Source organism: Spirosoma flavum, assembly GCF_042686045.1.
Taxonomy (GTDB): domain Bacteria; phylum Bacteroidota; class Bacteroidia; order Cytophagales; family Spirosomataceae; genus Spirosoma; species Spirosoma flavum.
Genome location: NZ_JBHUOM010000023.1, coordinates 612,878 through 638,214, shown reverse-complemented (window position 1 = coordinate 638,214; position 25,337 = coordinate 612,878). Strand labels below are relative to the sequence as shown.

19 protein-coding genes are annotated in these 25,337 nt (G+C 47.7%); 7 read left to right on the top strand and 12 right to left on the bottom strand.

Going from position 1 to position 25,337, the window contains the following annotated elements:
• The first annotated feature begins 39 nt into the window (after nucleotides 1–39).
• The 5 genes from ACFS25_RS23335 to ACFS25_RS23315 all read left to right on the top strand — a co-directional run bounded on the left by ACFS25_RS23335 (nucleotide 40) and on the right by ACFS25_RS23315 (nucleotide 6,652).
• Nucleotides 40–1,128 (top strand): acyloxyacyl hydrolase, encoded by a 1,089-nt coding sequence (locus ACFS25_RS23335; protein ID WP_381505811.1) that lies wholly within the window; start codon nucleotides 40–42, stop codon nucleotides 1,126–1,128.
• Nucleotides 1,129–1,515: 387 nt separating this feature from the next.
• Entirely contained in the window at nucleotides 1,516–3,033 is a 1,518-nt protein-coding gene (locus ACFS25_RS23330) for a capsule assembly Wzi family protein (RefSeq protein ID WP_381505808.1), read from the top strand.
• A 13-nt stretch (nucleotides 3,034–3,046) separates the two neighbouring features.
• Nucleotides 3,047–4,657: an ArnT family glycosyltransferase gene (locus tag ACFS25_RS23325; RefSeq protein WP_381505806.1), complete on the top strand. Its 1,611-nt coding sequence runs from the start codon at nucleotides 3,047–3,049 to the stop codon at nucleotides 4,655–4,657.
• 59 nt (nucleotides 4,658–4,716) lie between these two features.
• Nucleotides 4,717–5,685, top strand: a complete 969-nt coding sequence (locus ACFS25_RS23320; protein ID WP_381505804.1) for an SDR family NAD(P)-dependent oxidoreductase — start codon at nucleotides 4,717–4,719, stop codon at nucleotides 5,683–5,685.
• Nucleotides 5,660–6,652, top strand: coding sequence for a glycosyltransferase family 2 protein (locus ACFS25_RS23315; RefSeq protein ID WP_381505802.1), 993 nt, complete (start codon nucleotides 5,660–5,662; stop codon nucleotides 6,650–6,652). The genes ACFS25_RS23320 and ACFS25_RS23315 overlap by 26 nt, the downstream gene beginning before the upstream one ends.
• A 54-nt stretch (nucleotides 6,653–6,706) precedes the next feature.
• On the opposite strand, the gene ACFS25_RS23310 is transcribed toward ACFS25_RS23315, so the two are convergent.
• Both ACFS25_RS23310 and fabF read right to left on the bottom strand, forming a co-directional pair.
• A complete protein-coding gene (locus ACFS25_RS23310; protein WP_381505800.1) occupies nucleotides 6,707–7,477 on the bottom strand; it encodes a tyrosine-protein phosphatase in 771 nt (256 codons plus the stop codon).
• 454 nt (nucleotides 7,478–7,931) lie between these two features.
• The gene (gene fabF, locus ACFS25_RS23305) at nucleotides 7,932–9,176 is read right to left on the bottom strand and encodes a beta-ketoacyl-ACP synthase II (protein WP_381505798.1); all 1,245 of its coding nucleotides are present in this window, start codon (nucleotides 9,174–9,176) and stop codon (nucleotides 7,932–7,934) included.
• A 119-nt stretch (nucleotides 9,177–9,295) separates the two neighbouring features.
• Between fabF and ACFS25_RS23300 the strand changes: the two genes are divergently transcribed.
• Nucleotides 9,296–9,898 carry a TetR/AcrR family transcriptional regulator gene (locus ACFS25_RS23300; protein ID WP_381505796.1) on the top strand — a complete coding sequence of 201 codons (603 nt, stop codon included), beginning with the start codon at nucleotides 9,296–9,298 and terminating at the stop codon, nucleotides 9,896–9,898.
• Nucleotides 9,899–10,044: 146 nt separating this feature from the next.
• Complete coding sequence (locus tag ACFS25_RS23295; protein WP_381505794.1) at nucleotides 10,045–11,595, top strand: DHA2 family efflux MFS transporter permease subunit; 1,551 nt, start codon at nucleotides 10,045–10,047, stop codon at nucleotides 11,593–11,595.
• A gap of 99 nt (nucleotides 11,596–11,694) precedes the next feature.
• Here ACFS25_RS23295 and ACFS25_RS23290 read toward each other — a convergent pair whose 3' ends face one another.
• From ACFS25_RS23290 to ACFS25_RS23245, 10 genes are all read right to left on the bottom strand, one after another.
• Nucleotides 11,695–12,576, bottom strand: a complete 882-nt coding sequence (locus ACFS25_RS23290) for a sugar phosphate isomerase/epimerase family protein (RefSeq protein ID WP_381505792.1) — start codon at nucleotides 12,574–12,576, stop codon at nucleotides 11,695–11,697.
• A gap of 87 nt (nucleotides 12,577–12,663) precedes the next feature.
• Nucleotides 12,664–13,467 carry an alpha/beta fold hydrolase gene (locus tag ACFS25_RS23285; protein WP_381505790.1) on the bottom strand — a complete coding sequence of 268 codons (804 nt, stop codon included), beginning with the start codon at nucleotides 13,465–13,467 and terminating at the stop codon, nucleotides 12,664–12,666.
• A gap of 21 nt (nucleotides 13,468–13,488) precedes the next feature.
• Nucleotides 13,489–14,316 (bottom strand): sugar phosphate isomerase/epimerase family protein, encoded by an 828-nt coding sequence (locus ACFS25_RS23280; RefSeq protein WP_381505789.1) that lies wholly within the window; start codon nucleotides 14,314–14,316, stop codon nucleotides 13,489–13,491.
• A 33-nt stretch (nucleotides 14,317–14,349) separates the two neighbouring features.
• Nucleotides 14,350–17,532 (bottom strand): PVC-type heme-binding CxxCH protein, encoded by a 3,183-nt coding sequence (locus ACFS25_RS23275; protein WP_381505786.1) that lies wholly within the window; start codon nucleotides 17,530–17,532, stop codon nucleotides 14,350–14,352.
• A 16-nt stretch (nucleotides 17,533–17,548) separates the two neighbouring features.
• On the bottom strand, nucleotides 17,549–18,460 hold the full coding sequence (locus ACFS25_RS23270; RefSeq protein WP_381505784.1) for a ThuA domain-containing protein: 912 nt from the start codon (nucleotides 18,458–18,460) through the stop codon (nucleotides 17,549–17,551).
• 310 nt (nucleotides 18,461–18,770) lie between these two features.
• Nucleotides 18,771–20,036 (bottom strand): MFS transporter, encoded by a 1,266-nt coding sequence (locus tag ACFS25_RS23265; RefSeq protein WP_381505783.1) that lies wholly within the window; start codon nucleotides 20,034–20,036, stop codon nucleotides 18,771–18,773.
• Nucleotides 20,037–20,255: 219 nt separating this feature from the next.
• Nucleotides 20,256–21,824, bottom strand: a complete 1,569-nt coding sequence (locus tag ACFS25_RS23260; RefSeq protein ID WP_381505781.1) for a glycoside hydrolase family 43 protein — start codon at nucleotides 21,822–21,824, stop codon at nucleotides 20,256–20,258.
• A 129-nt stretch (nucleotides 21,825–21,953) separates the two neighbouring features.
• The gene (locus tag ACFS25_RS23255) at nucleotides 21,954–23,285 is read right to left on the bottom strand and encodes an MFS transporter (RefSeq protein WP_381505779.1); all 1,332 of its coding nucleotides are present in this window, start codon (nucleotides 23,283–23,285) and stop codon (nucleotides 21,954–21,956) included.
• Between the two features lie 101 nt (nucleotides 23,286–23,386).
• Nucleotides 23,387–24,172 (bottom strand): SDR family NAD(P)-dependent oxidoreductase, encoded by a 786-nt coding sequence (locus ACFS25_RS23250; RefSeq protein WP_381505777.1) that lies wholly within the window; start codon nucleotides 24,170–24,172, stop codon nucleotides 23,387–23,389.
• 89 nt (nucleotides 24,173–24,261) lie between these two features.
• A complete protein-coding gene (locus ACFS25_RS23245; RefSeq protein WP_381505775.1) occupies nucleotides 24,262–25,320 on the bottom strand; it encodes a sugar phosphate isomerase/epimerase family protein in 1,059 nt (352 codons plus the stop codon).
• Nucleotides 25,321–25,337 lie beyond the last annotated feature (17 nt).

Sequence of the window (25,337 nt, the reverse complement as noted above, 5' to 3'; positions counted from 1 at the left end):
ATATTGGGTATAGGTTGTGGCTCAACTATTTATGTTCGAATGAGATATAGTTTAGTTGTCTGGTTAGTCCTTTACAGCTCTGCCTTTGTGTTTGGTCAGGCCAATGAGCCGCCAGAAGAGCGGGAAATAGGCATAATTGCCCTGTCGGGTTTAAATAAACCTAATTATATCAGGCCCATGTCAACTCAAACGCCAGTAGGTATTGAGCTGCGTTATAGCCGTCTGCACATGCGTCGGCAATCGTGGGAGCAGTGCCAGTGTTTTTTTCGATCGGGCTTTTTTGTCAATGCCTATTCGTTTCGTAATCCCGTAGCCCTCGGCCAGTCAATAGGAGGAGGGCTATTTTTCGAGCCGATTCTGGTGCACCGGCCCCGTTGGGATCTTTCACTTCGCGCATTGGCGGGCCTGACCTACGTGTCCCGTAGCTACGATGCTATCACGAACCCAGGCAATGTGGCCTTCGGAACACCTATAAACGGGCTAACGGGAGTAGGTATGTATGTTCGCTATAACATTTTACCCAATTGGCGTTTACTGGTTGGATTCGATTTTAAACATATCTCGAATGCCGGGGTTCGACTGCCGAATCAGGGATTAAATATACCGACTTTAGCCATTGGTATTCAGCGCTATACAACCTCGTCAGCCTTGCCCGATACTCATGATTGGAAAACACCAAATGTGGGTAAGCGATGGATGTTTCGTGTGCTGGCCTTCAGTTCGGTAAAGGTGCTGGAAGCTACCGATAAGACCCCTGAAAAAGCCTATCCCATCTACGGCCTGAATCTGATTGGGGGATACCACCTAACCCGAACGCATGTGCTTTCAGGTGGTATCGAACTGGTCGATGATCGGTATTTTAAGGAGCAAGTCCGGCAATGGAGGGGGCAAAATCAACCCTACCAGCAAGGTACGCTGTTGGCTGGGTATGAATTCTGGCAAGGGCATTTTTCGTTTACCGCCCATATGGGGTGGAATGTAGTGCGTCCACTCTGGTACAAGCCCGCTACTTACCAAAAGTATGGCTTACTCTATCGGTTGGGGAATGGGTTTACGGGTGGAGTTGTGGTGAAAGCGTATGGCGACAATACCAAAAATTTTCAGGCCGCTCTGGGTATGACTTTTTGAGGAGGTCTGGCCTTTGTGTGGTGTCAGGTAGAAGTAAGCAACACCACGTAAGATTTACCAAGCTCAATTATAAGGGGATTCTTTACTTATGGCCTCCTTCAGAGGGTCAGGAATCAACTGAGAATGGATACTATCCAATTGAACTAGGTCCTTATTTCGGATAATTTGATCCAATACTTTTAGTCAATAGGTAACTATTTTTGTTACTATTGGTATATATATAATAATATGTAAGCATTGTTTATCAACTTGCCATTGATATTGTAAGAAACTAGTTGTTTTTAATTAAGATTACTAAACATAAATAGCTATAGCCACGCCAGCACCCGATCAGGCTTGTTCATACCGTAACAATGCACTTCGGGAGCTAGCAAGGACCTTGTCTCTATGGTCAATCGACTACGCTCTACTTTCCTTTCTTTAGTCTGTCTCACATCCACTTGTGAGTTGATTGCTCAGGCGATACCCGATACCACAACTGCTCAGCAGAGTATTATGGCTGAAGTAGGTGGGTTTGGTTCGTCGGCTACACAAACCCCGTTTTGGCTTCGCTCACGCCAGTATGGGATTGTGCCACTAAAAGGACCGGCTGGCCTTGTACGCGTGGGCATGACGAAACAGTTTGGTGATTTCCCGAACTCCCGGAAAATACACGTTAAAGTGGCCGTTGAGGGAGTAGCGAATGTGGGCACCAGTTCGCAGCTTATTTTACCGGTAGCCTATGCCAGTCTGCTTTCAAAGCATTTTGAACTCTACGTGGGTCGTCGGCGAGAGGTGTTCGGCTTGGGCGATACGCTGTTGACGTCGGGCTCCTACTCCTGGTCGGGGAATGCCTTGCCAGTCTATAAAATTCAATTCGGTACCCGTGGCTTTGTACCCTTAGGTTTCACGAAGGGTGTTGTGGCCTTAAATGGTATGTATGCCCACGGCTGGTTTAGCAATACAGACTCTATTCAGAACTCGTTTCTGCACCAAAAGGCCTTGTTCGTCCGAATCAGCCTTTTCCGAAATCGGGTGCGGCTGTATGGGGGGCTGACCCACAGTGCTCAGTGGGGGGGGTATTCCAATGTAATTAGGAACGGACTCTATACGGTACATGGCAAAATTCCGAGTTCACTACAGACGTACAAAGATATAATACTGGTCAGGCAACCGCCCAATGACCCTACGCAGTACAGCAGTTTTGATTTATCAAATCAGGCCGGTAATCACCTGGGTTCTATTGATATGGCTCTGGAAGTGGACAACGATCAGGCCAACTGGTTTCTGTACTACCAGCATCCTTTCGAAGATAAATCAGGGGTGGCCTTTCAAAATATGCCCGATGGTTTATATGGCATTCGCTGGAAAAATAAGCACACAGACGCCTATAATGGCTTTCGTCTTACGCAAATAACCGCCGAATTTTTAACCACCTTAAATCAGACTAACTTCAATTTCGATATTGGTAGCCGCTTATACAACGGGGCTGATGATTACTTCAACAACTATCAATATGTCGATGGCTGGACGCACAAGCAGCGTGTTATCGGAACGCCCTTTTTAACGCGCTGGTTAGATTCTCGCGAAGATTTGCATGATCTGAAAGGAGGTTTTAAAGGGAATGGGCCCATGATGATCAGCAATAATCGAGTACAGGTTAGTCATCTCGGTTTGCTGGGTCATTGGCCTTCGGGTACGCAATTACGGGCGCTACTTTCCTACAGCCAAAACTTCGGACGGCCCATTACAAGTGATCCAAGAGCGCCTTTATCCCAATTTTCGGGTATGGCCGAACTAATACTTCCAGTACCCTGGCTGGGTGGATCTCAACTCAATCTGGCAGTAGCTCTTGATCAGGGCCAATGGCTGACGAACAATGTGGGTGGGCGGTTAGGTATGCGGAAAGTAATCCAGAAACGATAGGTACTTATAACTCATGGATTTTCGCACGACAATCGACCGGCTGGCTGTCCAGTATAAAACCCAGTGGATGCTACTTACAAGCGCAGGCTTAGTAATTGTACTGGTGTCTCATCTGGGGTTTATGCCACTCGATACAGGCGATGAAGCCCGGAGGGCGCTGGTATCCCTGGAGATGATGCTATCCGGCGATTATATAACGCCCACGCTGCATGGTGAACGCTACTTTAATAAACCACCCCTATTTAATTGGCTGATTATTGCTTCCTACCGGCTGTTTGGCAACTATTCGTCGTTCGCGTTACGATTTCCTATGTTCATCTCGCTGCTGTTGCTGGGGGTGACGCTGTTTGTTTTCATCAGGAAATACACCAATCCGATGATTGCCTGGGCCGCAGCCTTGATGACGCTGACTAATGGACGGGTACTGCTCTACGATTCCATGCTGGGGCTGATTGAGATTACGTTCTCGCTGGTGACTTATACGGCCATGATGTTGGTCTATTATTACGATCAGAAGCGTTCTTATTGGTTGCTCTATCTCACAACTTACGCGCTTACGGCTGTGGGTTTTTTGCTGAAAGGCTTACCCCCGCTGGCGTTCCAGGGGCTGACGTTGCTGGGTTGGTTTATCTATACCCGCCGTCCACGATTACTTTTTCACCCTGCCCATCTCGTCGGTATTGGCCTATTCGTCCTTATCACGGGTAGTTATTACGGAATTTACTTCAGCCGAAATGCAATTCCTTACGAAGACGTGGCGGGCGTTTTGCTAAGCGAGAGTACCAAGCGAACAGGGCTCCACTTTGGCTTGGGCGCAACGCTCCTTCACCTCGTTACGTTTCCGTTTGAACTGGTTTACCACTTTGCTCCCTACACCCTGTTGCTGGTGCTGTTGATTCGAAGTGGTATTGGAAATATCCTGAAGAAAAATGCCTTCGTTGCCTTTAATGCGTTAACATTTTGTCTGACAGTACTCATCTATTGGTTTTCTCCGCAGGTGTACGCTCGCTACCTGATTGGGTTAGTTCCTTTGCTATTTACGGTGTTAGCTTACCTGTATTATGAACATACCGACCCTGCGAATCGCTGGCGTTGGTGGGTGGAGCGAATCTGGTTAATCACAACAGTTGTTGTCGCCGTTGGTTCCTGGACAGCCGTGTTCTATCCCACTACCCGTGTTTTGCCCGGTGTGTTTTGGAAAACTGCGTTCGTGTCTGGGATGCTTTTGAGTTTGGCCTGGCTCATGATTCGGCCCTCCTCAAACCGACTCGGGTTGACAATTGCCGTATTTATTGTGATTCGGATGGGATTTAACTGGTTAGTACTGCCGGGCCGGGCAACGAAACGCCAGTTTTACAAAGAGAGTGCTACCCAGTCCGCTCAACTGACACTGGGTCATCCTTTGTATGGGTATAAATCGACGGTAGGAGCGGACCTGGCTACCGACGTTAGCTCGTTTCACATTACGGCTGCTCGGGGTCAAATCCTGCGTAAAACCGCAAAAAAGATACCCGGCGCTTTTTATATCGCCGATTCGATCAGTTTAGCTAATGAACAATATAAGACTGTTGGCCGTATGATACTATTCGACCGGCATCCGGCATCTATTATACAATTTAAGTAAGAGTTAAATCGTATTTCGTTAACAAATTATATCTATATTAGCTTAAATGTTTACGAAAAATGACAATTCTGATCACCGGCGGGGCGGGTTTCATTGGCCATACGTTAACTAGACACTTGCTAGCGCTAGGACATAAAGTGCTGTTGGTTGATAATTTCAACAACAGTTACGATCCAGACGTAAAATGGCAGCATATACAAGCCCTTGAGCATTTGGCTAACTGGTCTCTTTGCCAGGGAGATATCCGCGATAAGAGATTCTTACAGCAGATTTTTCGTATTCATTCGATCGATGGCGTTATTCACCTGGCGGGATTAGCCGGGGTACGGGCATCGTTGCAAAATCCGGCTACTTACTTCGACCATAACGTAAACGGCACCACCGTTCTATTAGAGGCTATGCGTGCGGCTAATGTTAAGCGGTTGGTGTTCGCGTCATCCTCGTCTGTATATGGTGTTCGATCTGGGGGGACGTTTCAGGAAACTGATTCCGCTGAGGATTCGGTTTCTCCCTATGCGCTTTCCAAGCGGGCTGCCGAGCGCTTGTGTCAGCAGTACCACCATCTGTACGGCCTACAAGTGTTCTGTCTGCGTTTATTTACCGTCTATGGTCCGCAGCAACGGCCCGATATGGCCATATCCCGCTTTATCCATCAACTCCATACCGGCCAGCCGATTACCCTCTTTGGTGACGGGCAGAGTCGGCGTGATTATACGTATGTGGACGATATTGTAGCCGGTATCAGTCAGGCAATTGAACGGGTGAACGGGTATGAGATCATTAATTTGGGCAGTGCGAACCCGGTTATACTGCTGGAATTGATAGCCCTGCTCGAACAACTCACCAAACGGCGTGTTCCGATCGAATGGCTAAACACGCAGCCTGGCGATGTTCCCTACACCCACGCGGCTATTGACAAAGCTCGCCAGTTGCTTAATTATCGACCGGCTACCGACTTAAAAGAAGGACTGCGCAGAATGGTGAGCAGTTATCAGCAAACCTATGCTAACACCCAGACCTTTGAGTAACCACAAGTCTATAAAACGCCCGTATATATCAGTCGTTGTTTGTGTTTACAACGAAGCGGGAAATAGTCAGCCTTTACTTTTGCAGATCGATTCGGCATTGCAGACACTCGATTACGAAATTATTTATGTCAACGACGGCTCAACCGACCCAACATTGGCGGAGTTACTGTCGATCCGACATGAACGCCTGACCATACTCGATTTACAGAAAAACTATGGTCAAAGCGCAGCCCTGGCTGCTGGTATTGACGCGGCCAGAGGCACATTCATTGCAACGATGGATGGCGACCAGCAGAACGACCCGCTCGACATCCTACCGATGCTTCGGGTGGCCGAAGAACAGGATGTCGATTTGGTTGTTGGTCACCGGCAGAATCGTCAGGATAACGCCTGGCTACGTCGATTTCCGAGTCAGCTGGCCAATAAACTTATTCGGAAAACGGTTGGCCTTCGCATTGATGACAACGGCTGCGCCCTTAAAGTCTTCCGGGCTGATGTTGCCAAAAGAATTGGCCTATATGGCGAATTACACCGGTTCATAACTATACTGGCCCACTTTGATGGTGCCCGGATTGTTCAGCTTCCCGTCCGTCATCATGCGCGCCGGATTGGCCAGTCTAAATACGGTCTAGGGCGAACAGGGCGGGTATTGAGCGATCTGCTTTTCCTGGTATTTATCAAACGATACATGCACAGACCCATGCACTTGTTCGGTGGTCTGGGGCTTTCCCTTATGTTGGGTGGCTTTTTTTTAGCGATGCGCTTTCTATGGGTGACTGACCCAGGCGTCAACGGACTTGACCGCTTCGCCGTGGGAATTGTCTGGCTGTTGGCCGGGCTGCAATTCCTGGCTTTTGGGATTGTTCTTGAAATTCAGATGCGAACCTACTACGAATCGCAGAACAAAAAGAACTATATTATTCGGCGTACATACCGTACCCCGTCGCTTGTTCAGGCAATTGCTTAAACCTACATATTGTTCCTGGTATACTCACTAAGGTGCCTGATAGCTTGTCACTATTTATGGTAGTAGCGACGCATTCCGTAGTGGCTGAGAACGGAGCAGTTCATACTCAGGCAAGCTAAACAGAGAGCCGAGGGCAGGCAAATCTTCTGGACGATGGAGATCGCTCCCCACAAAATCAACCCAGTTGTTTTTAAGTAATCGTTGTGCCTGTGCACGAACTTTATTTCCATAGCGCCCGGTTAGCGAGAGCCAGTTAAGCTGAAATAAACACCCGATATTACGTAATCGAAGAAGGCTCTCTTCGTCGTTGTGGTAATACGTGTAGCGTTCAGGGTGAGCTAATACGGGAGTGTAACCACGCGTTTGAATGCGAAATATAATATCATCCAAGTGCTGCGGGGCAGATGACCAGCCTGTTTCGATAAGCAGATAGCGCTCGGTTCCGAATGACAGTAGATCATCGGTATTCAATAAATCCGGAAAGAATTCATCAAGCATATACTCAGCGGCTACGTCAATCTGAACAGGCAGGTCGTGAGCATCGGCCAGTGCCTGTAATTGAACCTGCCCCTCGCGCAACATGGCTGACGAATTAGGATACCAATCCCGGCTTACGTGGGGCGTGGTAATGATCCGTTGAATTCCCCAGGCCACCATTTGTTGCAGGCAGACCAGTGTTTGCTCAGGATCTTTAACTCCATCGTCAATACCGGGGAGTAAATGCGAATGCATGTCTACTCTCCAAAAACAAGCTTCATCAATTGCTTTAAAGTCATTGCCCGAATTCGGGATAAATCGTTTTTTAAATCGTTCCCAGGCGTCCATAGTTGAATAATCTTGCCAAATCTACAAAATCAGCTAGCTAACAAAAAATGGAACGGTTGTCACTATCTTTAAGTAGTCCGGCTATTTGTGTGGTTTAGAGGGAGAATACTGGCGTTGACAATACGCTGATGTATAGTACAAAACTTGTATCAGAGTAATTCGAAGGTAGGGAAAGCTTAACAAAACAAGCTATGTTTTTGGTGTCTAGTACTCCATATTACCATTCCTCACCAACTATTACCTACTAAACGGACATATCCAGATGGATAAACCTTGTTGCCAAGTTGTTTTTGTGCCCGTTTGGCCCCTGAAATAATTCTTCCCGTCTCACATACATTACATGGATCTATTCGCCAGCAGATAAACTAGTCGCTGGTGGGATGAGGTAATCCAATATACTATACATACGTACGGAGTACGGATCACGATTTAGTATTGCCTTGAAAGGCAGATATTATACCGCTTGAAAAACAACAATCCCATTATGACCGCCAAAGCCAAAGGTATTACTCATGGCAACACGCACGGGTGTGGCTAGTGGTTCGCCCAGGACAATGTTTAACTGGGGAGGTATGGATGGGTCTAATTCGGTTGTGTTGATCGTTGGCGGAATGACACTATCCCGCATGGAAAGCAGACAGATTATGGCTTCAATGGCTCCGGCGGCTCCCAGTAAATGACCCGTCATGGATTTGGTGGCGCTGATATGAAGTTTTGTTTTCTGATTGCCTGTGAGTTTTGTTACCGCTTTGATTTCCGAGAGGTCACCCACTGGCGTAGACGTTGCGTGTGTGTTCAGGTAATCCACATCGGCGATGGTAATGCCAGCTTCATCCAGCGCCAGTTGCATTGCTTTCAGGGCACCCAATCCCTCCGGATGGGTGGCTGTCATGTGATACGCATCAGCGGTCATGGAGGCTCCTGTTACTTCGCCGTAGATATGAGCGCCCCGCTTTACGGCGTGTTCGTACTCTTCTAATATGAGTGCGCCAGCACCTTCACCCATCACAAATCCATCTCGGTGGACATCAAAGGGCCGTGAAGCCGTGGTTGGGTCATCATTGCGGGTCGACATCGCTTTCATGGCACTGAACCCGCCAAAAGAAGCTGGTGTAATGGGCGCTTCGGAGCCTCCGCTCACAATAATTTTAGCCTTTCCTAGCCGAATGTAAGTGAAGGCATCCATCAGGGCTGTATTGGAGGTGGCACAGGCCGAAACGGTGGTGTAGTTAATCCCCATGTAGCCGTTACGGAGGGAAATCATACCAGACGCCATGTTAGCAATCAGCTTGGGCACAAAGAATGGACTAAACCGGGGTTGACCATTGCCCAATACATATTCGGTTACTTGTTCTTCAAACGTTTCCATGCCGCCCTGACCAGAGCCCCAGATGACGCCAACATCGAAGGGATCCATCTTCTGAAAATCAAATCCTGAGTCCAGGATGGCCTGATCGGAGGCAATCAGCGCGTACTGCGTAAATCGGTCTGTTCGCTTAATGTCAGCATGGCTTAGATACTGAGAAGCAACATAATTCTTGAGTTCGCAGGCAAAATGTGTCCGAAACAGGGACGCATCAAAACGGGTAATGGTTGCAGCACCACTTTGCCCCGCCAATATATTCTGCCAGAACGTGGGCACATCGTGACCGATGGGGGTCAAGGCGCCTATACCCGTGATAACAACTCGATGTAGCATAGTAATCGATTCAAAAATGACTGGTCAAAAGTAGTCGCCAGATTAATTTGTTTTACCGTTGTGATAAATATTTGTTAGACAAAGATACTAATTAAAATACCAAACGGTATATTTGTTGCATGAACAAAGAATTGTCGAAAGCAGAGAGAACCCGTCAGTTCATTATCGAAACGACCGCCGGGATTTTCAACACAAAGGGCTATGCCGGAACGGCTTTGTCGGACCTGACGCAGGCTACCGGTTTGACTAAAGGTAGTATCTATGGGAATTTCGACAGTAAGGAAGAAGTAGCTTTAGCCTGTTTTGATTACAACCTCGCCAAAATTAATCGGGTGGTTCAACAGCGAATGCAGCAAGTTAGCTCATTCCATGATAAACTGTCCGTTTATGCTCAATTCTACCACAGTTTCACCCAGGCTGCTTTTCCAAAAGGGGGGTGTCCCATCCTAAATACAGCTATTGAAGCCGATGATACAAATAATCTTCTCAAAGATAAAGCTTCAAAAGCCGTTCTGAACTGGAAGAAAAACATTATTGAGCTTATCCGGGCTGGTGTAGAAGCGGGTGAATTTAAGAAAGATGTAGCGGCTGAACAAACCGCTTTATCGATCATCGCCCTGATTGAAGGCGGTCTCATGATTGCCAGGGTAACCAACAATCCCGCTAGTCTGGATAAAGTTTTAAAGACTGTAGAGATGCTTATTAGGCAACTTAAGGCATGATGTAGCTGAAACGTGGCTAGTACCAGTATCGCCAGAATACAAGTAACTCGATAACCAAATCGTTTCCAGAAAAGGCTTGTCTACGGTGACCGTTGTAGGTGTCAGGCTGTAGTAATTTACCTAAAAATATACCAATCGGTATTTTTATGAATACAACTCGTTTAATTTTATTGACGACCACCGTAATTGCTGCCGCTGTAATGGAGTTAATCGATATCTCCATTGTCAATGTGGCTTTGTCGCAGATGAGTGGTAATCTCGGCGCAACGCTTGAAGATACCTCCTGGGTAATCACCTCATACGCAATTGCCAATGTTATTGTTATTCCGCTAACGGGTTTTCTTGCCGCCCTTATAGGCCGACGAAACTATTTTATCGGCTCGATAGCGCTCTTTACACTAGCCTCGCTGATGTGTGGTTTATCCACTAATATCTGGATGCTGGTGGCCTTTCGATTTATTCAGGGTATTGGGGGAGGGGCTTTACTGTCCACATCTCAAGTCATTGTCTTTGAGTCGTTTCCCGTTAATAAACGTTCGGTGGCTAGCGCGATTTTCGGAATTGGCGTCTTCACAGGGCCAACCATCGGTCCAACCCTGGGTGGGTATATTCTGGAGATAACAGACTGGAACTGGATTTTTTTGGTAAATGTCCCTATTGGCCTGATCGTGCTGTTAGGTTCATTTCTTTTGGTGGAAGAACCCAAGCAAAGGCAGGCAATTAAGAAAGTAGATTACCTGGGCCTACTGCTGCTTATTCTCGGTATCGGAGCCTTGCAAATTGTACTGGAGCGGGGCGAACAGGAGGACTGGTTTGACACGAATTATATCATTTACCTGACCGGCGTTGCTATAATGGGTATAATCGGGTTTGTCTGGTGGGAGCTTCGTATTTCGCAGCCAATCGTCAACCTGCGGGTTCTCCGCAGTCCAACTTTAGCCGTAGCCTCCATATTGACGTTTGTGACGGGCGTAGGCTTATTCACCAGTGTTTTTCTGACCCCTGTATTCGCCCAACGGTTGTTAGGTTTCCCCGCATTAGACACGGGTTTGCTCCTGTTGCCCGGTGCCCTGATCGCTATTGTAGCTCTCATAATGACAGCCAGGCTTTTGCAGGCTGGTGTACCCATTCCGTTCATTATTGTCATGGGTTTTCTCTTATTCATGACATTCAGCTGGAAAATGGGCCATTTGGGGCCAGATGTTGGCAAAGGGGATTTCTATATTCCACTTATCTTCCGGGGAGTTGGTTTAGCCCTGTTGACCGTTCCACTAACGGCTCTGGCCGTATCGGGCCTTAGTGCGACCGAAATTCCGCAGGGAGCGGCTTTCAATAATATGATGCGGCAATTGGGTGGTTCGTTTGGGATCTCCGGCGTAAACACCTATCTGGCCAATCGAATTGCTCAGCACCGCACTGACTTAGTGACAAATCTGACGTCAAACGATGCCGAAACGACGCAATGGCTGACGTCGGTTGGACACCGTTTCGTTGCCAAGGGAGCTACTGAGTTAGACGCTGTTCGGCAGAGTTATCAATTATTGGATCAATCCGTTACCCGTCAGGCGTCTGTGTTGAGTTACCTGGATGCCTATTTGGCCGTGGGGCTGCTATTTGCGCTGGCTATGCCACTGATTTTACTGGTGCTCAACAAGGCACCCGCGAAAAATATCGTCGTTTCTCTGTCAGATCACTAACGGCCATGCAACCACATATACAGCCCATGTGTACGTGGTTGAATAGCCGTTACATAATCCTTTCTTCCTCTACAATCATTTGGACTGTTGTAAAATCAATTAGCTGGCATATTGAGCCTGCATCTTTTTGATGAATGTAAACCCGTTTTCGGCCACATCCCAGGGGTCATTATATTCCCGCCAAACGTTGATGGAGTTGGCAAAATCAACATCATTCCGCGTAAATGCTTCAATAGTCATCCAACCGTTATACTTCAATTCGGCCAGCGTCCGAAAGGTATCATCCCAGGGAATATGTCCATCGCCGGGTGTTCCCCGGTCATTTTCACTAATGTGAACGTGCGACAATACGGGGAAAATGGTATGAATGGCTTCTGGAAAGCGTTTTTCTTCTATGTTCGCGTGATGCGTATCAAACATGGCCCGAACATTTGGGTGATCAGCCCGACGTACTAAATCCAATAGCTGGTCCATGGTGTTACAGAGGTAACATTCGAAGCGGTTCAGGGCTTCCGGTGCCAGCACGATATTGGCCTGTTTGGCGTACTCTCCGGCAGCATGAAGCACCTCGGCACTACGGGCATATTCATCCTGTTGCGGCTCACGTCGGCTGAAGGTGGCAAAAGCTGAGTGAAAGGGGCCGCAAATAACCGAAGCATCCATGGCATGGGCGCGATCAATGGCTCCCTTCAAATAGATTAATGCCTGTTCGCGGATTTTGGCCGACTCACTAACCGGGTTTTCATCGGGACCAACGACCATAACGCAGGTACTTTGCAAACCCACCTGCCGCAAATGAGCGCCGAATTGCCGGTAAGTATCAACGCCCTGATTATCAATGAAGCATTCAACCCCATCATAGCCAATTTTTTTGAGACGATCGGCTATTGGATTCAATTTTTCCGACATGACGGCTGACCAGGCCAATACATTAAATCCAACGGGAGATAGTGACGGTTGAGTTAGGGGTAAAGTTGACATAGAAGCGTAGTTGAGACTTTATTCGTGACTGCTTAAACGAGGTTTGATCGTTTCGTTTGCGAAATATATTTTTTTCAATACGGAGGGTTAATGGGCTACTAACCAGTTTCTCACGCGAGGGTTAAAGTCTTCGATGCATTCCCAATGGAACGCGTGTCCGGCATCATCATACAGGTGCAGTTCGCTGTTTCGAATCGCTCCGGCTACTTCTTCACTCATCCAGACAGGTGTAAAAATATCCTTCCGACCGCCAATAACTAAACACGGTTTCTCGATCTTACCTAGTTCGGCCAGCGTATTATGCGTAATACATGCTTCGGCCTGCCCTTCGAGGCCATGCAGAGGTTGCGGATGTTCATCAATTGTCGCCTGCTGCCGACCCGCCAGAAGATCCGCAAACGTAGTGTCGTCGTCCCAGCTTCGCTTTGCGTAAATTAGTAATTGAATATAATTGGCAAATTCCTCGGGTCGGAGCCGGGCTTTGATCGTTGCCATATGTCGGAAGATGGCAACAGCAGTGCGATCGCATCGGGCCCAGGGACACATCAGCACTAGTGAATGTACTTTATCGGGGTGTCGCAGGGCCAATTGTTGAGCAATCGTACTGCCCATAGACACGCCAACCACCCGCACCATTTTTACCCCAAGTTTGTCGATCAATCCTGCATAATCGTCTGCCATTTGCGCGCTACTGTACAGACCCGCCGGCTTGTCGGACTGGCCAACTCCCCGGTTATCGCCCAAAATACAGCGAAAGTGCTGCTGCCAGTCGTCAACGTGTTTTTTCCATGTAGAACCCGGAGCCGTTATGCCCATAATCAGCAGCAGAGGCTCACCCGTTCCCTGCTCCTCATAATATAAATTGATGCCGTTGGTTTCTACGAAAGGCATGAGTATTAAGTTAAAAAATGACTACAACAATGCCGGGAGCAGCGTTTCCCTAACCCAGTGTCCGTCGTGCAACGTAACCCCGTCGGGATCGTCCATCGCTTCCGGTCCTTCATCTTCGCAGATGATCCAGCCACTGTATTGCTGCTCAATCAACCACTGGGTGATACTTATAAAATCAACTTTTCCTTTTCCCAACAAAGCAAATTCAGGCTCACCACTCCAGTCTTTGTAGTGAACAAGATTGATGAGCGATGCATACTCTTTCATTTTTGTCAATGGATCCATGCCGCCATTGATGAGGTGGCCCACGTCGGGTGTCCAGCCCGTTACCGACGCGTCGAGCGATTCAATAATTATGCGGTAATCTTCTTCGGTACGGGTTATGGACGAGTGGGGGGAATTTGGATGAAAACTACAGGGAACTCCTTGATCGACCGCCCGGCGCGAAACCCGATTAACTATATTGACGAGATTTCGTCGGCGAGTTTCGAGGTCATGCCGCCCCGTTGGTTTTTGCACGGTGCAGAGCAGGGCACCCGGAAAGTGTTTTAGCAACGTAATACACCGGTCGGCTTCGTACTGTTCCTGTTCCGTTTCTTCAGCCCCGTTCCAGTCCAGAGCCAGAGCAATAGCAGCTAGTTCAACGCCTTGCTCATTTAGTTTTCGGGCCAGGCTTTCGGGGTCGGGGAGGTCGCCCATCCAGTTATGAATCGGTTCGATACCCGCAAAACCCGCCTGAGCCGTAATGTCGATCATGTGCCCCAGTTGGTTGGCGTGGGTTTGACCATTGTTATTCATAAACCACGTGTACGCTTCGGCTCCAAAGCGAAAAGGAAAAGGAGATGGCATAGGTAAGTAGCTAGTGTATGTCAGGTAAGGTCATCATTTTTCCATTGGATGATCTTTGAGCAACTGAGTTGGAGAATAGAAATCGATTTTGCTTTTGGTCGCGGCCCTAACTTTTGCAACCTTATCGGGAAGGACAGCCGGAGCGCTGTTGCCAAATGAATTCCGTACATATGTCAATACGGCGGCTATCTCATTGTCTTTGAGCAACCCCCCGAAGGGTGTCATGGGAACCTGACCGGGATAGGTTTTGCCAACCACGTCTATTGGTCCCATAATTCCTTTTAGGGCTATTTTGATCAACCGATCCTCGTTACCGGATACCCAGTTTGTACCGGTAAGCGGTGGAAATCCGGAGGCCGTAAGTCCTTTACCATCGGGTTGATGACAGGTAGTACAATAGCCTTCTTTGGCGTAAATTTGTTTACCTAAATTGAACAACGCGAGCTCTTGACCTTTCAGCGTTGATTTTGCTATCACTTCTTTTTCCTTTTCAACATTTACCCCTTTCAGGTGGGCAACGGCTGCTTCATGCGCATGAACCATCCAGTCATCCAATGGCTTTTTGGTCGCTTCGGCCAGAATGGGCAGCCCTTTGTCTTTTCCAATCCAGGAAGCCGCCACAATTGCGGCCAACCGGACCCGGCTATTATCATCCCGAACGGCTTGCAGTAGCAAATCTACCTGATCGATAACCTGATGGCCCGTATACCGGACAACCTGAACGGCAGCGGCTCTGGCGTGGTAATCTTTCGCCTTGAGTACTTGTCGCAGTAGCTTTTGATCCACTTTATTCATTCCCCAGCTCACCCATAAACCTTCCAATAGATGGTGTTCGTATTTGGGGTCATTTTTATCTAATCCCGCCACCCAGGTAGTCAGTTTGGCCAGTACCTCAGAAACGTCCCGGCCCCTGAGCTCCCGCCGGGTTCTGTAGCGGGTGCGGTATTCAGGAAGTTTGAGGTTATTCAATAGTTCCTCTACGCTGGCTCCATCTATGTTGGCCGGTTTTACTAGTGGGCGCGATGGATAGGTAATGCGGTAAACACGGCCATGCGAATGGTCCCGCAGCGGGTCTCTGGCGTTATGTTGCATATGGCCAATCAGGATGTTGTGCCAGTCAATCAGGTAAAGAGAGCCATCCGGCGCAAACTCCATATCTACGGGCCGGAAGTTTCGGTCTTCACTAACGACCAGATCCATCCGATGCTTGCTTTTGTAGCCTGTGCCATCATCTACTAACGTATGCTCTTTCATACCTAAAAAGCCAATGGTATTATTTATCAGGAAATCACCCTGAAGTTCGTCGGGAAAGTGGCGACTGGACACAAATTCCAGCCCGGACGTTGGCCGTACCCGATGCGCTTCTTCAATTAACTGGACCGATTTGTGGGTGGCTTCACCATACCGTGGCAAGACCGAACCCGGCATCATCCAGCGAACATCCGGGCTGGATGTCTCAGCAAAAAATGGCTGTCCCCACTCATCGAAAGCGATACCCCACGGATTCGGAATAGACAGTTGCGCGGTACGTTCCAGTTTATGCCGTTGGGGAGTATACCGATAAAAACCACCGTTGGTCGCACGAATTGTCCCGTAAGAGGTTTCTACATTGGTATGTAAAAAGACCCCTTCTCCCGAATAAATAGCGCCGGATGGATCAGTTGTGAAGGCATGACTATTGTGGTGCGTGTCATGATCGTCATAGCCGCTCAGGAGAATTTCCTTTTTGTCGGCCTTGTCGTCGCCATCCGTGTCGGAGTAGAGTTTCAGGTTGGTACCCTGAGAGACATAAACGCCTTCTTTAGCGATCTCGAAGCCAAGAGGAAGATGTAAACCATCGGCGAAAATCGTCTGTTTGTCGGCTTTCCCATCGCCATTGGTATCTTCAAGAATAATAATTTTGTCATTTGGCTTTGTATCACCCGGTTTGTAATGGGGATAACTGGGCATTGTTGCAATCCACAGCCGACCTTTATTGTCAAAGGACATCTGCATCGGTTTGGCCAAATCTGGAAATTCTTCTTCAGAGGCAAAAAGCTCGATTTTGTAGCCCTGGGGTACTTTTAACTTTTTAAGCGCGTCTGCTCCGTAGAGATATTGCAGGCTGCCGTTTTTCTCCGGGTTGAAATTGGTCTTTACGGCGGGCAATGGCTTCGTATTTTTATCCGCAGCAGCAACGTCCATTTTTTCACCCTTGGATGCTGCCAGCCAAATGGCCTTGTCACGAATATCCGTCATCTCCCTGATTTTCTCAATTTCAGCTGGGTAATTGTCCTGACCAAACGGATTATAACGACGCCCGTATACGTGAACTCCGTTGGGAATTTTGTAGTCATTGTGCCACATCCAGTTCTTCTCCAGTACCGCATTATGAATCAACGTTCTGTTGGCTTCAGCTTTGGGAGAAGTCTGGCCGAAAACTTGGTCAGCCAGTAAAACGCCCAGCTTTTTGTAGCCAGCTTCGTTGAGTTGAGACCCATCAATGGTCAGCGGTTCTTTACTGGATTCGTACCAGGTTTGGGAAGGCGTAAACGCATCGACAAAGAGCACCCGAGCGTCGGTCCGACTGTTTTGCTCGACTACTTCCTTCATCGCTTTCGTGTACATGGAAAGATTCTCATTTTCAGTCTTTCCATTCGGGAGATCATAGCTTTTAGATAAATCCTCAAAGGCTATGGGCGATACAATGGCCAGCTGCGGGGGAGTTGTTCCATTGTATTTCTGGCTCAACGTATATTTGATAAACGCATCCAATTCAGCTTTATAATTTGCCAGTCCTTCTTTTCCCTGAAAGGATTCGCTATAGCCGAAAAAAGCGATGATCACATCTGTTTTGAGCCGGGTTAGCCATTGATCGGGTGTTTCGAAATGACCCTCGCTAGCTGACGGGTTGGCGTATTCGGTCTGAAACTTCTCTGCTCCTGGAAACGCCCAGGGGGAGTTTCGGCTAGCATGAGGTCTGAAACCGGGCGTATCTCCACCATCGCACATGTTGCGGATGTAAAGCATATCATCTGGATATCGTACCTGCATTTCGGTCTCAAATTGGCCGTAATTCATCATCCTTGACCCCAGATTACCGCCAAGTAAACTAATATGAGACCCTTTTTTGATAGGTATCGGTTCAGAATTATTGCCCGATTGAAAGCCACTGAATACGATGAGTACCAACCCAATTAGGAAGAACAATCCATAGAGGCTAGTTGCCCTAGTCATAAACGATTTCATAGGATCAGGATTTTTTTGGGTGGCCGTAAGGGACATCAATAGCTATTTTGCCCTTCCACTTTTTAGGAATAGGCTTTCCTAATTCCCAATGGATGGCATTGATAACCAGCCGTTGAAACGATTCCACCTGAAAGTCTTCCGGGTGACCCAGGGTTGTCATAAAGGCTTTGCCGCCCCATTGATTCTGCCACGTCCAGGCCACCGGATTGTCAATGGCCTCTTTATCCGGATTGACCGATTTGCCCATGAGCAACGGGACTGCCCCTTTGGCCGGGTAGTCGGGCAATACCCGATAGAGCCAAGACGACGCATGGAAAGCCGGTTCGACGCCCGTCAGAATCGGATTTTTTGCCGCTTCGGGAATGATCGTAACATCGGTCGTACTCTTGTGGCCGTAATGCGTATGAGCGGCCTTACCACCCCAACCCGGCGGGCTGCCCAGCGCGAATTCACCGAACGCATTCCAGTTTTTGCGGCTATCGCCGTCCGGATAATTAAACGCATGGCTAGTCGTCCTAAAACCCATTACAGGTTTGCCGGATTTCAGGTAATCATCAATATATTGGAGCTGCTCCTGCGGCAGTTGCCGCCAGCGTAAGTAAAAAACGGCTAGATCGGCCTCACGAAGAGCCTCCAGTCCGGGAATGTCTTTTTCGCCATTATAGTCTGGATAGGCCTTCAGTACTTTTGTACGCATCCCATAGTTCTTTTCCAGTTCGGCGGCAATTAGCGGTAAGGTAAGTTCGCCACTATACTCATGGTCACCTGTGACAAATACGATGTAAGGTTTGGAAGCCTTTGACGAAACGCCGGTCAAGCTATTGGCGAAAGTTTGAGCTTCAACGAGACTCAACAAACTGGTTAAGCCCAATAAGCCGGTAGCCTGTTGTAGAAAAGCTCTGCGTTTTGTAGTCATAAAAAGTGAACAGCTATAGGGCAGGTTGACGAATTAATAGCTGGTTTTATTGGTCAGCTATACTGTTGATATGACTAACCGACAAGGCTTAACGCGTTTGACTTCGATTATTCATGTATACTTGCTAAAGCATTAAGGTATACGTTTTTCCTGTTTACGGTTGAAAATAATACGTAAACATTTCTTTGTCAACCTTAATCTTTAGGCTATCCTTCAGTGAGGTGAGTAGTCTGGCCGCTGTTGTCGTTCCAATCGAAGACTGAAATCTAGCTTCAGTAGTTAGTAGAATTAGCGGATTGAGTTTCCATTATCAGGCACTTATTTTAGGTTGCGCACCAGACGGTTTTACTGCAACTATGGTAATAATAGCTGAAAGGAATAGGGAGCCAGCCATAAAAATATAAGAAGCACCGAAACCGCCCGTTGTTCCATTTAAGTAGCCTACAACATAAGAGCCGGCAAATGACCCTAAAGCACCTAAACTATTGATAAGGGCCATAGCACCACCTGCTACATTTTTGGGTAAAATTTCTGGAATAATGGCAAAGAATGGTCCATAAGGGGCATACATGGCACCACCTGCAATAATTAGCAGTACAAAGGATAACCAAAAGTGATTTACACCAATTAAGTACGAGCCGTAAAAGGCAATAGCACCAACCAATAAAAATGGCCAAACAAATATTTTTCTGTTTAATGTTTTGTCAGAAAAATAAGAAGCACTTAACATGCCTACAACAGCCAGAATGTAAGGAACGGCAGACAGCCAGCCGGTTTTTACGATGTTCATATTGGGGGCAGCATTGAGAATAGACGGCAGCCACATGACAAAACCGTAAACACCAATACTCCATAAAGCGTATTGCAGACTTAGCAGAATAACGATTCTGGATTTAAAGGCTTCAGCATAATTTTTAACGGGTTTAATACCTTGTTGCTCCTTCTGCAACTGTTCCTCTAAATCAAGCTTTTCTGTTTCGGTTAACCAGGTCGCATCCTTCGGTTTATCAACAACTAGTCTCCACCAAAAGAATGCCCAAATTATTGCCGGAAGTCCTTCCAGAATAAACATCCATCGCCAGCCTACCGCTTTTATTAAATAACCCGATAGAACAGACATCCAAAGAATAGTAGCTGGGTTGCCGAGAATCAAAAAGGTATTGGCGCGGGAACGCTCTGCTTTGGTAAACCACCTGCTTAAAAAAAGTAGCATAGATGGCATAACCGCGCTCTCTACGACACCAAGCATAAACCGAACAACAATCAGCACATTTACATTGCTGATTATGCCGGTTGCCATCGCCAGCCCACCCCACATAATCAAGGACCAAAAGATCAACTTCTTCGCACTTCTGTTTTCAGCGTAGATGGCACCGGGAACCTGAAAAAAGAAATAACCCAGAAAAAATAAGGACCCAAGCAAGGAAGACATTGCCGGGGTAATATGTAAATCAGTGGCCATCCCACTGGCTGCTCCAAACCCAAAATTTGCCCTATCTAGGTAAGCAAGACTGTATGTAATAAACGCTATCGGTATCAGACGATACCAACGGGATTTTGCAATTACTTTTTCCATTTTGACTTACTTTATTGGGAATTTGCCTGTACAATTACTCCGAGCCAATCGTCTGCTTGTGCCTGATCGATTGGCAGCCAGGCAATGTATGACCAGTATTGGCTGATAGCCGGTTCATTGGAAAACTGCCAATCCCGCCAAAACTACCCTATGAAAATTGGTAATTCTCTGACCCTTCAGGCAAAGAACTAAGCTGGGAATTACTAATTTGCTCCCTCATTACTCATATTTCATCTGGATTGAGCGAACAATACTGCTGCCTTTCTTTTCCCCCGACAGGCTAATTCCTATACGTGGTGCCCGATCCCAGCGCGGCAGAAACGAGCCATCTAACGGAGTGTCTAGTATGGGTTGAGATGCCGAATCTTTTGTTTCCCAGTTAAATGTGTAAAACTGACCCAAACGACTGTGTAACTGTAAGTTGACTGAGGGTATATTGTCGGGAATAGATTGCTTTTTGAGTACTGTCCGAATGCCGTCTTTAACTTGCCAAAGCTCTAGAGAACCTTTTCTGATACCAAATCCCAGCGCATTCATCGCATCACCGTACAGACATATACTTTGTAGTACGTCGTTTTGCGGACTGATTTCTGTCGAGAAGGTATACGTGCCTTTTTTGATAACTAACCCCAGAAAACTACCCGTAGAATTAGTCGCATTGTTGACCAAGTGCAACTGGCCGTCCTGAACGGAAAAATCAGGTTTGGGAAGACTTACGTCCCAGACCCAGGAAATTTCTGGCACTGCCTTTCCGAAATCAATGGCTAGATCAGCTTCTTTTTTCTGAATCGCACCAAGCGGTGATTCGGCTTGGACGGGCGTTGCGGTGCCATACCGAAAAGCGGGCCACTGGGTTTTATCATCCCAGACTAACTCACTCAAGACACCCTGCCGTCCGGTGAATGTAAAATCAGTTCCGTTGTAAGCGTGGTGCAGATAGAAATAGCGATTGTCGGGGGTGGTGACGATGGTTCCATGACCGGGGCATTTCCAGGCGTCGTCGCTGACCAATACTGGGTTCCCCGCGTATTTTTCCCACGGACCTTGCAGTTTTTCGGCACGGGCTAAGCCAACCTGATAGTTACAGTGTGCACCACAACAGGTATTGCCCGAATAAGTCATATAATAATAACGCCCTCGCTTGAAAATTGCCTGCCCTTCGGCACCGCCAGATTCCCAGTTGTTACGGTCGGCTTTTAATAATGTAAAGGCTTTGCCCGTAACCTTGAGTCCGTCGGGGGCAAGTTCAGCCCCTAAAATCTCGATGTCCTTTCCCTTGTCCAGCCCATACGCTTTCCAGGTAATATATAACTTACCTGCATCTTCGAGCACAAAAGCATCAATGGCTTCTGTAGTCCATTCGAGCAGCAATCCTTTGTCAGTGAAGCCTTTGCCAAGGTCGCGGGTAGTGGCAACGCCGATATACGACCGTTTGTTTGATTTTCGGCGGGCGGTATAATAGACGTAATAAGTGCCATTTCGGTAAAACAATTCCGGAGCCCAGTAGCTGCCCATTGTCCAGTCGGGCGCGGTTTTGAAAACAGGACCGACGTATTCCCAATTGACCAAATCACTTGAAGTATAGATCGGGTAGGGCGGTCCCCACTCCGACGAAGTGCCCGCAGCATAATAGGTATTGCCAACGCGGATGATCGACGGATCGGCAAAATCGCCCGCTATGACCGGATTTCGGTACGTGGCAACAGCACGAGGTGTAGGAGTCGACTGCGCCCAACAGCCTGTAATTATCAAAATAGTGGTAAGGCTGGTTAGAATAAATCTCATCATAGACTGGTTAAGGCTGGACGGTTTTCTGCAACGAAATCAGTTCTGAAACGAACGGTAAAGCCACACCGATTATGCTCGAGTGTGGCTTTATCAGGATTAATTTTTAGGACTCACCAAGCCAGCCTGTCATTATTTCTGGTTGGAAACAAACAATAAATTTGTGGTGTCGGGGATGACAACCCGTTCTATTTTCCCGACCAGGAATATGTACGAACAGGCGCCAATCAAGCCTAATGCACCAATAAATACCAAAGCTGGTTTGAAATCCCCACCCTGTACCAGATAGCCGATCACAATTGGCACCACAATGGAGGCAAGATTGCCCATAAAATTAAATACGCCACCCGTTAATCCAATCAGTTCTTTAGGCGACAGTATGGATACAAACACCCAGGAAATCAACGCCATACCTGACCCAAAAAAGGCTAATGACAGGAAGAAGATGACCAGGGCGGTATCGTTTGTGTAATTAGCCCCGACGATGCTTACCGACAAAAGAAGCCCAACAATAATGGGTGCTTTTCGGGCCATACTTACCGATTTCCCCTGCTTGACTAACCGATCGGACAGAAAACCGGATAGTAGTAAACCCGCACAGGCAGCTAGAAAAGGCACCGAAGCCAGATAACCCGATTTGATAAAGCCTAAGTGCCGGTATTCCACTAAATAGGTTGGAAACCAGGTTAGGAAAAACCAAAGGGTGGCATTGACCGCAAACTGCCCGATGTAAACGCCCCACAATGTTCGGCTCGAAAAGATATGTTTCACATTCGACCATCGCCATAAATTGGCCTGTGCCTTAGTCCGGTCTTTCACTCTAAATAACCCTCCGCCTTCTTCAATATAATCCAGTTCAGCTTGATTCACATTCGGACTATCCAGCGGATCGCGGTAGAAAAGATACCAGACAATACCCCATATCAAACCAACCAGACCAGTACCGATAAACAGCCCTTGCCAGCCCGCATACACTTGAACTATTGCCAGAATCGGGCTCAGGAAAGCCAGCCCGATAAACTGTCCTGACACGTACATAGCAATGGCCGATGCTCGCTCATTGTCTGGAAACCAACTGGTTACAACCCGGTTATTGATTGGATAAGAAGGTGCTTCCAACGTGCCCGTGGCCAATCGAAGAAAAAATAGACTGGCAATCCCCCTGACAAGCACATGCGCCAGGGTAACTATTGACCAGGTAATTAAACAGAACGCGTATAAAATACGAGGGCCAAAACGGTCGGCGATTAACCCGCCGGGAATCTGCAACGCAGCATACGCCCACCCGAAAGCCGACAAAATATAGCCTAATTCAATTTTCGATAAGTGCAGATCTTTGCCAAGCGCTGAAGCGGCAACCCCAATATTAGTCCGGTCAAGATAGCTAATGGCTACATTGACGAATACGAGTGCTAACATCCCGTAACGCGCTCGGGTTGGCTTCTTGCTACTTATCTGTTCCATTATGAGAGAGTTAGGGAATGGGTAAATGTAAAGGGTTGTCTAAGTGGCTGACGCGAAATGTCGGGTTTGAGATGGCACCGGCCACCCGACACCACCATAACCTACCTAGCCGTCCAGCCGCCGTCTACGGTGAGCATGGAACCCACCATAAACGTGGCGGCACTGCTGGCTAGAAAAATAGCCGCTCCCTGAATTTCCCGGAGATGTCCCCAACGGCCAAGCGCCGTAGCACCCACCACAAATTTTTTCCCTTCTTCGGTGTCGGCAATGGGCAGATTCATTTCGGTCAGGAAAGGGCCCGGACAAATTGCATTGACATTGATATTGAATAGAGCCAACTCCAGCGCAAGAGCTCGCGTCATTTGCACAACTGCCCCTTTGCTCGACGTGTAGGGCGTCCGGTTGGCCAACCCGACTAAACCCAACGTGCTGGCTAAATTGATGATGCTACCACTGCCTGCCTTTTTCATGTAGGGCGTAACGGCCCGGCAACAAAGCCATGTTCCCGTTACATTAACCTCCATCACTTTGTTGAAATCCTCAGGTGTGATTTCGTCAATGGCTCCCCGAATATTTATTCCGGCACTATTGATCAGAATATCGATTTGGCCAAATGCGTATATGGCCGCTTTAGCCATAGCTTCTGTCTGGTCTACTTTGGTAATGTCGGCAGGGAAGGAGATTGCGTTTACGCCAAAATCAGTCCGTAGTTCCTGAGCAGCTTGTGCACCTTCATCGGCGTTGCGGTTTACCAGCATCACATTGGCACCTGCCGACGCTAACCCGGCCGCCATCGCTAACCCAAGGCCTTTGGAGCCACCGGTAATGATGGCCGATTTTCCGGTGAGGTCAAATTGCTTTATGCCCGGTAGTAATTCTTTACTCATTCTTATACGCTATTTTCTGTTGAAATTACATTTCTGTCATCCCGACCGGCGGACCGGTCGGGATGACAGAAACACATTACTTTATTCACTTATTTCATTCCCAGCTTATCTCTACTGTAATTCAGACAGGCTATAATGTTTTCTTCTTCAAGGGCAAGTTTAGCTTCGGGAGTCAACTGGGCAACCCGCGGAAGACCACCTGCATATTTATTCTTCCTGACTGTCCGGAGCATTCGGGCTAATTCAGAGCCCGGCAAGGCGCTGAAGGTTTCCCAGTAAGCATTCGTTAAACATGGAATTTCCAGCGGATCTCGTGTGATCATTTCCAAACTAAATGTACCGGCTGGATTATGCTTTCTACAGAGATCGACCATCTTTGGCAGGTCCAGCATTCCTTTTCCCATGGGCACTTCCGACAACAGAAACCCATCAGGATATTCCTCAACCGCCATGTCTTTCACATGCGTACTGAACACATACGGCGCCAGCGTTTGGACAACCTCCATTGGATCTTCCAGCAACGCCATGCTATTGCCAAAATCGAGGGTTACGCCGATCCATTCGCTATTGACTTGTTTCAACAGATTTACCAAGTCGGGGGCAAGCCAGTCTTTATGATTTTCGACGCCCAGTTTGACTTTGTGCTTGCGGAGAACCGGCTCAGCCAATTGTAACGAAATCAGTGCGCTTTTCTTTAATTCGTCAAAAGCTTCGGGAGAGTGATAGGTTTCATACCGTCGTCCGCTCGAACAGACCGTTCGTAATACCTGTGCACCGGCTTCCCGTGCATTGGCAACATCCTGTTCAAATTTTGGAACATCTTCTGCTTTTTTTGGTAAGCCAATTGACCCTTCCAGATAGAGTCCCAGCTTCTCCCGCTCATCGCGTACCTTCTTCGCAAAGTCGCCTGACCAGCCATTTACGATTACCTGCACACCACCAGCGCCAAGTTGGTGGCAATGATCGAGCAGTTCAATGGCATTGGTGAAGGCCGGATACTTCTTGCTGTCTACTTTCGAATTCCAACGACTCCAATACGAATGCACAACAATGCCCATTCGTTTATCGGTAAAAAAATCGGGCACTTGGGGGAAAGACAGCGCCATTGCACCGAGTGTAGTTTTCTGTAAAAAATCTCGTCTTTCCATCAGATTACCAGTTGGGC